The sequence below is a fragment of the Helicobacter pylori SA221C genome, assembly GCF_000476855.1.
Classification (GTDB): Bacteria; Campylobacterota; Campylobacteria; order Campylobacterales; family Helicobacteraceae; genus Helicobacter; species Helicobacter pylori_DK.
On sequence record NZ_CBPT010000023.1, the window covers coordinates 1 to 14,009 of the forward strand.

Annotated in this window: 10 protein-coding genes and 2 pseudogenes; 3 read left to right on the top strand and 9 right to left on the bottom strand. The window is 37.5% G+C overall.

The window, feature by feature from the left end; translation table 11 throughout:
• On the bottom strand, nt 1–2,237 hold a 2,237-nt coding region (locus tag QU01_RS07570; RefSeq protein ID WP_033763334.1), incomplete at its 3' end, for a putative barnase/colicin E5 family endoribonuclease.
• On the opposite strand from QU01_RS07570, the pseudogene QU01_RS08325 reads away from it, so the two are divergent.
• A pseudogene (locus QU01_RS08325) lies at nt 2,206–2,406 on the top strand (hypothetical protein). The gene QU01_RS07570 and the pseudogene QU01_RS08325 overlap by 32 nt on opposite strands.
• Nucleotides 2,407–2,636: 230 nt before the next feature.
• Here the strand turns inward: QU01_RS08325 and hofD are convergent.
• Together hofD and hofC are read right to left on the bottom strand one after the other, a co-directional pair.
• Nucleotides 2,637–4,034, bottom strand: coding sequence for an outer membrane beta-barrel protein HofD (gene hofD, locus QU01_RS07575; RefSeq protein ID WP_033763333.1), 1,398 nt, complete (start codon nt 4,032–4,034; stop codon nt 2,637–2,639).
• Between the two features lie 72 nt (nt 4,035–4,106).
• A complete protein-coding gene (gene hofC, locus QU01_RS07580; protein WP_000768581.1) occupies nt 4,107–5,693 on the bottom strand; it encodes an outer membrane beta-barrel protein HofC in 1,587 nt (528 codons plus the stop codon).
• Nucleotides 5,694–5,955: 262 nt separating this feature from the next.
• Between hofC and QU01_RS07585 the strand changes: the two genes are divergently transcribed.
• Nucleotides 5,956–6,900, top strand: a complete 945-nt coding sequence (locus QU01_RS07585; protein WP_033763332.1) for a catalase family peroxidase — start codon at nt 5,956–5,958, stop codon at nt 6,898–6,900.
• Nucleotides 6,872–7,138, top strand: coding sequence for a hypothetical protein (locus QU01_RS08485; protein WP_033763576.1), 267 nt, complete (start codon nt 6,872–6,874; stop codon nt 7,136–7,138). Before QU01_RS07585 ends, QU01_RS08485 begins: the two co-directional genes overlap by 29 nt.
• Here QU01_RS08485 and QU01_RS07595 read toward each other — a convergent pair.
• The 6 genes and pseudogenes from QU01_RS07595 to QU01_RS07620 all read right to left on the bottom strand — a co-directional run bounded on the left by QU01_RS07595 (nt 7,119) and on the right by QU01_RS07620 (nt 14,007).
• Entirely contained in the window at nt 7,119–7,871 is a 753-nt protein-coding gene (locus QU01_RS07595; protein WP_033763331.1) for a hypothetical protein, read from the bottom strand. The two genes, QU01_RS08485 and QU01_RS07595, sit on opposite strands and share 20 nt — an antisense overlap.
• Nucleotides 7,864–8,919 (bottom strand): DNA cytosine methyltransferase, encoded by a 1,056-nt coding sequence (locus QU01_RS07600; RefSeq protein ID WP_033763330.1) that lies wholly within the window; start codon nt 8,917–8,919, stop codon nt 7,864–7,866. Before QU01_RS07600 ends, QU01_RS07595 begins: the two co-directional genes overlap by 8 nt.
• Before the next feature lie 5 nt (nt 8,920–8,924).
• Nucleotides 8,925–10,724, bottom strand: a complete 1,800-nt coding sequence (typA, locus tag QU01_RS07605; protein ID WP_033763329.1) for a translational GTPase TypA — start codon at nt 10,722–10,724, stop codon at nt 8,925–8,927.
• Nucleotides 10,725–10,769: 45 nt separating this feature from the next.
• The gene (locus QU01_RS07610; protein WP_033763328.1) at nt 10,770–11,618 is read right to left on the bottom strand and encodes a glycosyltransferase family 9 protein; all 849 of its coding nucleotides are present in this window, start codon (nt 11,616–11,618) and stop codon (nt 10,770–10,772) included.
• Between the two features lie 19 nt (nt 11,619–11,637).
• Nucleotides 11,638–12,432, bottom strand: a complete 795-nt coding sequence (locus QU01_RS07615; protein ID WP_000423514.1) for a hypothetical protein — start codon at nt 12,430–12,432, stop codon at nt 11,638–11,640.
• Nucleotides 12,407–14,007: pseudogene (locus QU01_RS07620) on the bottom strand (class I SAM-dependent methyltransferase). Before QU01_RS07620 ends, QU01_RS07615 begins: the two are co-directional and overlap by 26 nt.
• Nucleotides 14,008–14,009: the final 2 nt, after the last annotated feature.

The following is a 14,009-nucleotide window of genomic DNA, read 5'->3' on the forward strand; positions in this document are numbered from 1 at the left end:
CATTTTTTAATTCCTTGTAAAAACTTCTCATGAGCGTTAAACTTCTTTTCTAACTCTGGCAATAAATCTAATAGTTCCCTGCTCTCCTTACTGCTTTTACCGCTTTCAATACCATATTTAATAAAATCAAAAATATTGATTTGATGAATAGGCTTGCTCGTTCCTGAAAAAATATCGGCTGCGTTTTCTATCATTCGGTCTTTAGCTTTTGTCAAAAACTCGTAAAACTGCGCGCTAGGGTTTTCAAGGCGCAAAAAACGCGCAAAAGAACTCCCTAATAATTCGCTTATCACGCTGTGGTAAGCGTCCTTGTTTTCTTTAATGAAAGCATTCATGCCGTTTTCATCTGTGCTATTGACTAAGTAGTTAATATCATTCACTAACTTGCTGAAATTATCGGCTCTATTACCGCTTTCAAGCATTTTAGCGCTAGTGTCTAGCGCATCGGTTAGATATGGTGAAATAGTGAATTTTTTAAGCATGGTATCGTTATTGAGATTGTGAAAGTTCGCGCTGTTATAGGCAAACATTTCCTTAAACGCTTTAAACTGCTCTCTGTCTAGGTTTTTATAAGCGTTATCAAACACTTCTAAAAAGCTGTTATTAGGGGTGTTTCTGGCATAATGGCTTAAAAGGGCTATGTTAGCGTTTTCTACTTGGGTATGACTTGGGATTTTAGCGTCTTTCTCTAACGCTCTTGCAACCTGATTGGCTAAATTCTCTACGCTGTCGCTTTCAAATTTAGGTGTTAAATGTTTCAATTTGTCGTTATAACTGCTCATCGTGCTTAAAAGCGTATCGCTGAAGCTGTTGGCTCGGTTTTCGTTAGATTTGCTCGCTAACTTGAAAATTTCTTTATCGTTTAATTCCTGATCTGGCATTCTAACTAAAAGTTCATCAGGCTTCAATTCAATGTTGAAATTTTCCTTAATCGCTTGTTCGTATTTTTTTCTACTCTCTGCGGTGAAGTTTAGCATGTCTTTTGTTCTGTGGTTTCCTGCTATAATCTGACCGTCTGGTAAGATAATGGGCAAATCATCAAAACCCCCTCGCCCTATAATCAATTTAGGATCAAAGCGCTCGGCTATCTCTTCTACTTTCTTACTATCCACTGCGGTGCGTGTTTGCGTGCCTGTGTTTTTGAAATTGGGCTTTAAATCGCTCTTATTGACGATCACAAACTTTAAGGGGTGTATTTCATCATCGTTTAAGCTAACGCTCGTTTTAGGGGCGTTTTCTAGCTCTTTATAGGGTATGTTTTCGCTTTTGGAAATTTCTCTGTCTAATTCGCTTTTTCCTAGCGTGGCGTTTTTTTGCGCTCTGATTTTATCTCTCAATTCGGCTTCTTCTTTATTTTTAATCTTTTGGGCGCGTTCTTTTTCTGCTTTAGCTAACCGCTCGCTTTCTAGTTTCTTTTGCTTCTCTAGTTGGCTTTTTTCTAATATAGATAACGGCGGTTCTTGATTTTTTAGTGCGTTTGTGTTAGGATCGTTTTTGTTAAGGTTTAAGGCACTATAGTTGCTATTGTCTTTGTAATCGTTAGAAAGTGGCGGTTTGGTTTCTAACTCCCTTAATACTTTTTCATCCCTCTCGTAGCTAGTAACCACAAAATGATTATTTAGGTTGTTATTATCCCATGTGTTTTTTAGCCCAACTCTTATATTATTTAATTCCACGCTAACGCACCCTAAATCGTCTTTAAATAATGTTCCGTTCTCAATGACTTCAGGGATAGGTTTCAATAACTCATCGGTTCTTTCTTTAATTTGCTCTGCATTTAATCCTAATCTTGTGTATTGTTTTTCTCTCTTTTCTAAGATGTGCGCTAATCCGTAGCCATCTTTGCCATCCTTGCCCCATACAAAATCAATCCCTCCTAAATCGTCCCTGTAAGCTGCACCTGCGACTTGTCCGTTTTTCTCTTGCAATAGCTTCTCTAACGCTTCCTTAGGCTTTAAAGCAAACTCGGGGTAATTTTTGCCAAATTCTTTGAGTGGGGTTGTAGCGTGTTGTAAATCGCTCGCTTTCTTACTTAACTCTTCGCTCGCTTGTTTGATTCCGTTGTTAAGCTCTTCAATGATTTTAAGCGTGTTGTTGCTAAAGTGTGATTTTTGCGCGCTTAATTCTAAATTCTTACTAAATTCGCTTATAGAGTGGCTTCGCTCTAACGCGCGTTTTATGTGATACTTTAGGGCCGCTCCTGCGGTGGCTTCGTTTAAAGCTTTAGGTAATTTCACGCCTAAAATGCGATCGGGCGCGTTGCGGTATAGCGTTCCTAAAGTAAATTTAGTCCACTGATATTTTAACGCTCCGCTTAAAGTGGTCGCTAAACCTTGGCTTAAATTTTTCGTTGTGGCGGGCTTTAAACTCTCGGCGATCTTAGCGTCGTTTTTAAAAAGCTTATGAAAACCGCTCGCTATGTCAATGTATTCTTTAGCCTTTGGTGTAGTAAAAACATCATCTTTAAACTCGTTTAGCTTATTGAAAAACTGCGTAGGGTGTGGTGTTTTGTTCTAGTGTATTAAATATTGAATAATAAAATTAAATAAGGCTTTTTGAGTATTAATATTTGATTGGAGCGAAGCCTTTTAATATTTTAAAAAGGCTAATCAAAAATATCCATTAAGGATAAAATACTAGTAAATCCTAAAACCATAAGTGATGTTAAACATGATATGGCTTCGGTCAGAATACACATTGTGTGTTAAAGGTTGCGTGCCAGGCCCGTTAGGATCGACTGGAACATACATGCCACAATACCCAATACAATAGCCTTTTTTGGTGATATTGCCATAATATTCTAGTTTTAAATCCATTCTAATATTATACTTATTAGAAAAATAACTCAAAAAGAGCGCAAGACTCCTTTCATCAGCCCTTGGGCTATCCGTCCAACGGCCTAAAATTTTCCAACTAAACCCCCTATATTGTGAGCCTACATATAAAAACCCATTGATAACATCAGCGCCAACAATATTGTTAATTTCTGCGTCATAAATACTATTCGTCCAAATGTTATACCCCAAAGGGTCGCCATAAATACCTATATCGCCATTAGCGTTACCGATATTTTTATAGACACTACCCCCAAATTGCCACTTATTATAGTAAAAACGGGTGCGGAAGAAATAAGTTTGCCCGCTCTTGCCTAATGGCACTTGTTGGAAGAGGATAATATCATTTTGATTAGCCGGAGTGGCAAAAATGGGGAAAAACCCCACGAAAGTGCCTACAAAACGAAAGCCCTTATTGTTGAAATTGGGGTTGGTGTCATAAGTGATATTAATGCCTGGTGCATACATTCTTTGAAAGATCGCATAAAAATATGGGTTGATTTTTAGGTTGTCTTTTTCATACTTCAAGTCAGCTACCATTAGAGCCTTACCGCTTGTGTAGTAACGCCCAAAATACCAAAACCAGTCGCTTGACGCTGAAGCCCTAGCGTCTGAATACATCACCCTGAATCTGGTGTCTTTGTATTTGACAAAACCTTCAACCCCTTGAGTGTAAGAAGTGAACCAATCATACTCTTCAGCATCATAGCGCCCCCCTTTCACGCCAAAACTGAATTTGTCTTTTTTGTAGTTGTAGCTCAAAAAAGCGTTATGCACCATGGCTAAACGAGGTTTTTGCACGTTTAAACCGCTATGCCCTGCATACCAGCCAATGTATTGCCAAAAGATACCCGCCCCAAAAGGATCGGTCCTAGAGCCAGGCTGGCCATTAGGGATATTGTTGCCTTGATAGGCGGTAGAGTCATAGGGAAGCGCTACCATCATAGCCCCCACTTCCGCTCTCAAACCCTTGTATAAACCCATGCTCAAATTCAATTCGCCGAGTAAAGAAGTGTAGCTACCTGTAGGATAAATGTCTTTAGAAGGCTGGTATCTTTGGTTGTTAAAGCCAAACTTGGTGTAGCTGCTCACCTTTCCAACAATGCTCATGTTGAATTTATAAGCTTGAAGTTTGGATAAAAAAAGACTAGAAAAAAGCAAAAAAAATAGAGAGTAAGAAAAATATTTCTTAATTTCCAAAACCCTAACTCCCAAAGATATTAAAATAAAAATACAAAAAAGGCATATCTAAGAGATAGGGGGAGAACTCTCTTAGAAACTATAACTGATGTGTGTCATCAAATGGCTTCTATCTTGGGTAATACTCTTTTTAATGCCACCCATGTCTTGAGGACCTTGCGCAAATGCAGAAGATTCAAACAAACCATTATTCAAGTTAAGCGGCTGACCGTTTGGCCCAAGGAAACCGGTTCCAGGGTTGTAACCCGCACGAATTTGGAACTCTAACCATACGAGTTTGAGACCCGCTTTAACATGTTTGCTGAACTGATAGTCTAGATACATACCGATACCATATTCCAAAGCCCTTGGAGCGGTAGTGAAGCGTTGGTAGAGACTCCAACTGAACTTACCATGCTTACCTCCACCTTTAACATACTCAGTGAACGCGTCAGCATCGGTAATGTTGTCGATCCCTGCAAACCCTAAGCTGTAGATACTGCCGACCCATTGTTCGATACCATCCACAGCGATAATGTTACCCCAAGTACCCAAGTTCATGTTAGGGTTACCAATGTTGAGATAAGCACCACCAACCACAAAGTAGTTGTTAATGTCTATATGGTGGCGTAAAAAGAGTGTCGCACCACCAGGACCTTGCAAGCCACGCCACTTACCATTATCCAAGAACGGATCCCAAGTGTTATAACGAGCGGGTGCGTAACGGCCGTATTCAGCGTTATTCCAACGATAGTCATACAACACATAAAAAGTCGTTCTGTTCCTCATGCCCATACCGCTAAACTCAGGATTGGTATCATACTCTATTTTAGCACCAGGCAATGTGCCTACTTCTGGGATAAGATACACATAAGGGTGAATCATTAGATTCTTTGTAGGGCGATAAATAATACCCGCCTTATGAATACCCCAAGGCTTTTCACGATAGATGGGGAACAACCATTGACCGTCAGCGATACCACGACCCCAAGAGCTAAAGAGCAAGAATTTCATCTTATTCGTAAGCTTGAAAGTCCCATAAAAACCTTGGAACAATTGGTAAACCCAATCCATTTGCTCCTGCTCCGTAACATCAAAACGCCCCATGACCATATGGACTCTGTCGCTGTCATAGGTAAGATTCGCTTTATAAACTTCATAGCGCCTTGAGCCACCAGGCAAGTAGGCGTTAGCCGGATAGTAGTTAGGGAACAAGCCGTTCCACTCACCCATATATTCCCAACCAATACCTCTAGGGTTAATGATACCACCTGGCCCTGATTGCTGCCACATTTTAGTAGCGTTCATACAAAGGCTCATAAAATCAGTGCCGCAAGAAGTTTTATCCCAATAGCTTGGGGGGGTAAAATCCTTTGCCCACCTATCATACCTAGTGCTATCATAAACTTGTCCGCCCAAAACACCGCCTAAATTCACGGTCCACCCCCTACCTAAATGCACAGACCCCTCTAGCTTACCTGTAAGGTTAACAAAAGTCTCTGTAGGATAGATACCTTTAACAGGGTTAATGGGCGAATGGTTAAAACCCACTTTAGCAAAATTGATAAAATCTCCATGCACTTCATAAGTAACCGCCCCTAATGAACCCGTAGTGAACAATAGTGGCAAGGTAAAACGCTTTAGCAATGCAGCCGCAACTTTTCGTTTCTTTAATTTCATTCCTCTTCCTTAACTTTACCTGAGAATAGATAAATTACTCTGTAGAAATGATTATAGCATAAAAGAATATAGAATTAGTTTAAAATCAAGCTAATTTTTCTTAAGTTCATCCTTAAAGCTTACTAATGAGCATGCAAATGGATAAGATAATCTTTTAAGATCCTAATAAGATGTTTAAAAAAGGCTTTTTTAAGGCTCAATAGAGAATTTACTGATACAATAAAAAGCATTGTTTTATATAAATTAATAATAAGGATCAAGAATGAAAAAAATTGGTTTGAGCTTGTGTTTGGTTTTTAGCTTGGGTTTTTTAAAAGCCCATGAAGTGAGTGCTGAAGAGATTGCGGATATTTTCTACAAACTCAACGCCAAAGAGCCTAAAATGAAAATCAACCACACTAAGGGGTTTTGCGCTAAAGGCGTGTTCCTCCCTAATGCGCAAGCAAAAAAGGATTTAGATGTGCCACTACTCAATGAAAAAGAAATCCCTGCGTCTGTAAGGTATTCTTTAGGAGGCGTGGCGATGGATGATAAAAGCAAAGTTAGGGGAATGGCGTTAAAATTAGAAAATCAAAACGCCAGCTGGACAATGGTGATGCTCAATACAGAAATCAATTTTGCCAAAAACCCTAACGAATTCGCCCAATTTTTTGAGATGAGAATCCCTAAAAATGGCAAGGTAGATGAAGCAAGAATCAAAAAGCTTTATGAAGAAGTCCCCTCTTACAGGGATTTTGCCGCCTATATGAAAACGATAGGGATTAGCTCAAGCGTGGCTAACACGCCTTATTATAGCGTGCATGCGTTCAGGTTTAAAGATAAGGAAGAGAAATTATTGCCTGCGAGATGGAAATTTGTGCCTAAAGACGGCGTTAAGTATCTTAACCCCCAAGAATTAAAGCAAAAAGATTCAAATTATTTGCTCTCTTCATTCCAACAACACCTTAAAACTAAACCCATAGAATACCAAATGTATCTGGTGTTTGCGAATAAAAATGATGCCACCAACGACACGACCGCGCTTTGGAAAGGCAAACACAAGGAATTATTAGTAGGGACACTGAAAGTTGAAAAATACGAGAGAATGGGTTGCAATAAAGACGTGTATTTCCCAGCCGATCTCCCCAAAGGCGTAGAAACCCCTACTGATCCCTTATTCCAAATCAGGAATGAAGTTTATGGGATCACTTTTAGTAGGAGGCAATAAAAAGGCTAAGGCAAATCAAAATATAAGGGGGGAGTGGGATTTTTGTTTAAAGCGTTTAAACGCGCCCACTAAAACACTTTCTCTCTTATTTGAGACACACACACTCACGCTGGATGTTAGGCAAAAAATAACGAACATTCAATCCACCTACCACCTTTTTAATGCTATTATCCTAATATTTTATTCCGTATTATGCTATTGGTTTATGCTATTGATTTTTATAAAAGCGGTTTATTAGGCATTTCTGTAATTTTGTAATCAAAAAAGTTTTGCGAAATATTAAAAACGCTCTGCCCTTCCATTTGTTGGCGGGTTATCCAATTCAAATCATTGTCTTTGATTTTAGAAATTTCTACGCACGCTACTTGCCCGTTAAACAGATCAAAATGCACCACAATAGTAGGAATTTTATCCGTTATCAAACGCCTTTTAGCCTCTAAAACTTTATGTTCTTTAATGTCATTGATCCCTTGAAATCCGCTTTGAATTTCTAGCAATAAATGATTGTCTAACAAAAAATCGGCTTTAGGACTTCTTTTAAAGCTTTCTATGCTCTCAAAATTATCGCCACCAAAAAATTTGATGGTTTCTTTTTGTGCGCCAAAAAGACAAGCGGTAAAATCCTTAAAAAACTCCGCTACCAAAAACCCACGCATCCACGAAAAACAAACTTCTTCAGGTCTTCTGCCTTGATTATTCAGCTTATAAATAATATGAGTGTCCGCTATCTTTGAAAACACTCGCTCTATGGAGTTTTTAAAAAAGCATTCCAATTCATACTCATTATATTTAAAACAATAAATACTATTGATAGCACTAAAAATTTCAATAAGTCTTTTTTTGAGCGCGTTTAAATAATTGAAATCAACGCAAGGTTGTATGTCTTTAGCGCCTAAAAATTCCTTAAACGCATTTTGAGAATTAAAACCCAATAAATTTCTATAACCTTTAAAATCGTTATTATCAAACATTGTTACCCCTTAAAAAATCAAAGACAGCATGAGCGAGTGCTACACTCAATAAAGGCGGCACGGCATTGCCAATTTGTAATCTTTTAGCACTAGCGCTCCCATAAAATTTATAATTATCAGGAAAGCTTTGCAATCTTGCCCCCTCTCTAATGCTTAACGCTCTAGAGTCCCTTGGATGGATACACCTAGAACTGCTTGGGGTAGAAAAATTTCTTGTAATGGTGGGGGCTGGTTTTTCCCACCACATTTTGGCATAGGTATTAATATAACCGCTTTTGGGGCGTAAACTTTCTGGCAAATCATCTTTATTCTGCCCGTCTTTTAGTGTTTGCATGATTTTTATCAGTTTTTCATTGTTTTTAGGACTGCTATGCTCGCTTAATTCTTTAGAATTTCGCACAAATTCCAAAAAAACGTTATCCGCATTTTTAAGATAACCTAAAGCATCACCATTTTCACCGCTTTGAATGGGCGGTAAATCCCCTAAAGCGTCTTTTAAAGAAAAATGCGTTTTTATGGGTTTGGGGAAGTAAAATTTTTGTTTAAAGCGTTTAAGCGCGCCCACTAAAATCACTCGCTCTCTTATTTGAGGCACACCATAATCTAGGGCGTTTAAAATGGCATGCTCTAAAATATAACCTCGCTCTTTAAAAGCGTTACAAATTTGTTGGAATAATTGCCCTTTTTGCATAGACATTAAACCCACCACATTTTCAAAAACAAACATTTTTGGTTTCACTAAATCTAAGAGCCGCAAATATTCTTTAAACAGATTCGCTTTTTCATCCATTTTTCTTTTGCCAAGGGTAGAATAGCTTTGGCATGGTGGTCCGCCTAGTAGAATATCAATTGGAACGCATGGTAGGTTGTGGCAATGAAGTTGCATAATATCGCATAAAATGGTTTGTGCCTCTTTATGATTGGCTTGATAGCTTAAAATGGCGTCCTTGTCTATATCGTTAGCCCATATCAATTCAAAATGGGGGTGTGCAGAAAAACCATAGCTCAATCCTCCAGCACCACAAAAAATATCCGCTACCTTATACAAATTACCTATTTTTTCGCCCTTTTCCTCATGTTAGGGTCTAAAATCTTTTTCCTAATCCTTAAATTCAAGGGGGTAACTTCTAAAATCTCATCTTCTTCAATCCACTCTAGCGCTCTTTCTAACACCATAGTCCTAGGCGGGGTGAGTTTGATTGCATCATCGCTCCCGCTCGCTCTCATGTTGGTTAAGTGCTTGGATTTGATAGGATTGACATCTAAATCATTATCTCTGCTGTGCTCGCCAATGACCATGCCCACATAAACCTTAGTTTGGGGGTTGATAAAAAGCGTGCCTCTCTCTTGGATATTGAAAAGGGAAAAAGCGGTCGCTTCGCCATTTTCCATGCTAATTAGCGCCCCATTTTTGCGCGATTCCACGCTCCCGCTGAAAGGGCGGAATTCTAAAAAGCTATGATTCATCACGCCTTCGCCCTTAGTGTCGGTTAAAAACTCGCTCCTATAGCCGATAAGCCCTCTTGCAGGAATTTCAAATTCTAATCTTGTATAGCCGTCGCTCATGGGATTCATTGCTTTCATCTCGGCTTTTCTTTTGCCCAATCTCTCAATGATAGCCCCGCTAAAATCTTGGGGTGTGTCAATCACTAAATGCTCAAAAGGCTCGCATTTAACGCCATTTTCTTCTTTAATGATGACTTCAGGGCGTGAAATGCTAAACTCAAACCCTTCACGGCGTAAATTTTCAGCTAAAATAGTGATTTGCAATTCCCCACGCCCGCTCACTTTAAACTTGCCTTCGCCCATTTCTTCGCATTTCATAGCGATATTGGTTTGCATTTCTTTTAAGAGCCTGTCTTTCAACTTATTAGCAGTAACATGCTTTCCTTCTAACCCGGCTAAGGGCGAATCATTGACAGCAAAATACACGCTCATCGTAGGCTCTTCTAAATGCATGGGATCTAAAGGCATGGGGTTAGCCGGATCAACGACGCTATCGCCCACATCCATTGCGTTAAAGCCGGCAATCGCTACAATATCGCCCGCATAAGCGTTTTCAATCTCAGTCCTAGCCAGCCCTAAAAAACCTATAAGCTTAGTGATACGGCCATTTTCCTTACTCCCATCGCTTTTCATCAACAGCACGCTTTCATTCTTTTTAACCGAGCCATTAAACACCCTAGCGATACCGATTTTGCCCACATAATTGTCATAATCAAGCGTGAAAATTTGCATTTGCAAAGGCTCATCAACGCTCCCGCTAGGGCTTGGCACATGCTTTAAAATCATTTCAAACAAAGGCTCTAAATTTTTCTTTTCATCGTCTAAACTTTTCATCGCATAGCCATCTCGTGCGGCGGCATAGACGACAGGGAAATCCAATTGTTTATCGCTAGCCCCCATCGCTACGAACAAGTCAAAAACTTCATCCACCACTCTATCCGGTTCAGCGGCAGGCTTATCAATTTTATTCACCACCACAATAGGGCAAATCCCAAAACTCAAAGCCTTTTTAACCACGAATTTAGTTTGAGGCATGACCCCTTCTTGAGCGTCCACTAAAAGCAACACCCCATCCACCATTTTCAAAACGCGCTCCACTTCGCCCCCAAAATCAGCATGCCCGGGAGTGTCAATGATATTGATTTTAGTGTCTTTGTAATAAATAGCGGTGTTTTTAGACAGGATAGTGATCCCTCTTTCTTTCTCTAAATCGTTGCTATCCATCACCCTTTCATCCACTTTTTCCCTCTCACTAAATGTGCCAGATTGAGAAAGTAAGCCATCCACTAGAGTGGTTTTCCCATGATCAACATGCGCGATTACAGCGATATTTCTAATATTTTTCATGAATGTCCTAACAAGCAAAATTGAAATTAGAAGTATAACACAATATTATAATAGCCCCAAATGGCGGAATTTTTTGACTAAATCCTGTTCTATAGAATGGCTTTTATGGGCTTTTAGAAAATTTTCATTCTTGCCATTAGGCGGCATGAAATCGTCATTATCCCTATAAAAAAAGATAAAATAATTTTTCTTTAAATAGTAAGCCAAATGGATCAAAAACGAATCCCCCCCTATATACAAATCGCTTTCTAAAATCAGGTTTTTAACTTCTTCTAAACTGGTTTTAGCACGATAATGAGCGGCTTTATTTTGTAAAAAAGCGTATCGTTCTTCAAAATCTAAAAGCGTAACACAAAAGGGTTTTAAGAGTTTTAAAATAATTTGCAAATGCTCTAAAGGGATACTTCGGTCTATGGATCTTGTGAAAGGGTTGATCAAAATCTTTTTGGGGTTTTTTAAATTCATGGGATATGAAGAATGATCAAAAACATGCCCATAAATTTGAGAAAACAACTCCTGGCGGTTTTGATAAACATTTTTAATTTCTTTATTGGGAGTGGTTATGGGAATGAATTTGGCTAAAAGAGCGCTTCTAAAATCCTGTTTTTCTAAAATCAAATGTTTGATTTGATGCTTTTTAATGGCTTTTAACAACCATAAAAAATCCTTCATCGCTAAAAAAACGCCTTGTTTTTTAAAATCATAAAAAGCAGGGACATTTTCAAAAAGAGGAATGATTTCAAAATATTTTTCGCATTCTAAAAGCCTGGCGATTTTTAAAGTCAAATGAGTGCCTAGGATTTTAAGGGGTTGTTGCTGTTTGAAAGCGATTTCTTTTAAAAGGCTAAGCGTGATGAGGTTATCCCCTAAAGCCAAAAGACAAGCAACATGCATGGTTTTTCCTGATTGTAAATTATAAATGTTTAAGATCTAATCTTTCTTTAGCTTCATTAATCATTTGTTCCAAATTATCGTTTTTTAATCGGTATTTGTCTAGCGTGTGGATATTTTTTTGAGTAATATGCAATTGCCCTTCTACCTTACTGCCATAATGCTGACTTGCACAATAATCTTTATGACTTAAAACTTCTTTTGAATTTAAAACCCATAAAATAATTTCATCAAGAAAGACTGCTAGAAAAATAAAAATTTCTGCGCATTGTGGTTTTAACTGCTGGAAATTCATTTCAAAATTTTTATTAGTATTATAGGGTAGTGCTCTCATGAATAAGGGTGTTTTACTACTATCATTATTTGCGACCCTAGAAGTTTTAACTTCAATAGTGATGCCTTCCAAAAATAAATCATATTGATTACTATAATTATTGTCTAACTTTTTAGAAGGTTTTTTAATTTTAGGACACTTTTCTTTAATGAAATTTTCGGCAAATTTGCCAAATTGAGGGGATGACTTTTCAAAAAGATATAAATAAGGATTAGATTTTAAATAATTGTTCCGTATCTCTCTATATTCTTTATAAGTTAGATAGCCTTTTGCTATCAAAAAAACCAACATATGTTCATATTTATTAAAAGGAAAAGCACTCCATTCTTCTTTTTCTTCTTTTGTTTCTTGTAAGAGTTCTTTTTCTTTTTTGGCTATTATGTTTGTTTTGTAAGGCTCTATTCCTTTTATTGGATACCAGTTCTTTAAAATTGCATTTTTCAAGCGTTTTAAAATTTCATTTTCTAATTCTGAAAGTTCCATTTTCTATTCTTTCTATCCCTAAATTTTTTAAATAAAATTTTTCATCAAAACTATTGTTGATAAATTGCACAAATAGGGGCAAACATTCCAAATCTTTTCTTAAAATTTTATGCGTTTTAAAAAGCGATTCAAAAATGAATTGCATTAAGTCGCTGTTTAATAATTCTTTTAACGCATGAGCGTTGATGGGGAAATTTTCTTTTAAAACAAACATGTTCGCGCTGTTTAAAAAAAGGCGTTGCTCATTGTCATAAAAAAAGACAAGCTTTGAAGAAATGAATTTATACACGATTTTTTCTCTAGCCTGATAAAGACTTAAGGGAGCGACTTGCTGGCAGTCTTTTAAATCAGCGTTAATGAATTGGCTAGGGGCTTTTAATCTGTCTTTTAAAATATCTGAACCCCTAAAAATAGGAATGGTATTTTTTTTTGTTTGGAGTGTAATCTTTCTTTATTGTTGCCTGTAACAATCCCTAAAGCAAAATGAGCGTTATTTTTTAAAGTGATATGGGGAATGGAAAAAAGGTGGTCTAAAATTTTATTTTCTTTGCTAGAGCAATGGATATTAAAAATCTTTTTAGGGTTGTTAAAAAAAGAAGAGGGCGAGCGTTTGAACTTACTATTTTGATAAAAACATGAGATTTTTTGATCCTTATTAGGGGTTTTTTTAAGCACCAAACCCACAGCCTTAGTCATTAGATTTTTAAAAGGTTTGTCAAAATCAATCAGGCTTCTAATGTGAAACTTTAAAGCCACTTCTCGCATTTTGCTAAACGCATCAATATTCAAACAACTTTCGGGCAATAATAGCCCCAAATGAGCGTTTTCTTTTAAGCAATTCAAACTCGCTATAAAAAAGAGCGACGCGCTATCTAGGCTTTGAGAGAGGTTGAATTGCTGTTTGAAATTTTCTTTTTGGTTTTGATTGTATTTCTTGCCCCATGGAGGGTTAGTGAAAATGCAATCAAATTGTGGGGTGTGTTTTAAATTTAAAAAATCTTTTTGCACAATATTAGGGCAATCTAAATGATAATGCTCTTTAATACGCTTTTTAGTCAAAGCGATAGCAAAAGCGTCTGTATCATAGCCATAGATATTTTCAACCTTAAAACCCAGTTTTAAAGCATGCATGATAAAATTCCCGCTCCCCACAGCTGGATCGCAAAAAATCGCTTGAGAAGCATCAAAATCTTTAGGGAGAGTGAAAAGTTGTTCTACTATTTTGTTAGGAGTGTAGTAAATGCCTTCTAAATTTCTGGTGGTGTTAGAAAGCTCTTCTTCATAATAAGAACCCAACTTTTCTAAATCAGAGCTATTTTCTAATATTTTTAGGTATTTTAAAATCAATTCTTGATGGTTATGCGTGCCTTTTAAGGATTTGTTAGCGTATTTGTTAAGTTTGTTTTTCCCTAAATGGTTACGGCAAAAATCTAAAAAAGAGCTCGTTTTCACATAAATTTTATGATCAATCTCTAGTTTCTCTAAAAGATTGGTTTTGATCCAATTATGCACGCTGCTATGAGAAACATTGATTAGGCGAGCGATTTCTTCAATCAAAAGAGCGTTTGAAGGCATTT

Coding starts and splice junctions, on each gene's coding strand:
- hofC (WP_000768581.1), bottom strand. CDS start 5,693: ATGAAATTAAAGAAACGAAAAGTTGCGGCTGCATTGCTAAAGCGTTTT.
- QU01_RS07585 (WP_033763332.1), top strand. CDS start 5,956: ATGAAAAAAATTGGTTTGAGCTTGTGTTTGGTTTTTAGCTTGGGTTTT.
- QU01_RS08485 (WP_033763576.1), top strand. CDS start 6,872: ATGGGATCACTTTTAGTAGGAGGCAATAAAAAGGCTAAGGCAAATCAA.
- QU01_RS07595 (WP_033763331.1), bottom strand. CDS start 7,871: ATGTTTGATAATAACGATTTTAAAGGTTATAGAAATTTATTGGGTTTT.
- typA (WP_033763329.1), bottom strand. CDS start 10,724: ATGAAAAATATTAGAAATATCGCTGTAATCGCGCATGTTGATCATGGG.
- QU01_RS07610 (WP_033763328.1), bottom strand. CDS start 11,618: ATGCATGTTGCTTGTCTTTTGGCTTTAGGGGATAACCTCATCACGCTT.
- QU01_RS07615 (WP_000423514.1), bottom strand. CDS start 12,432: ATGGAACTTTCAGAATTAGAAAATGAAATTTTAAAACGCTTGAAAAAT.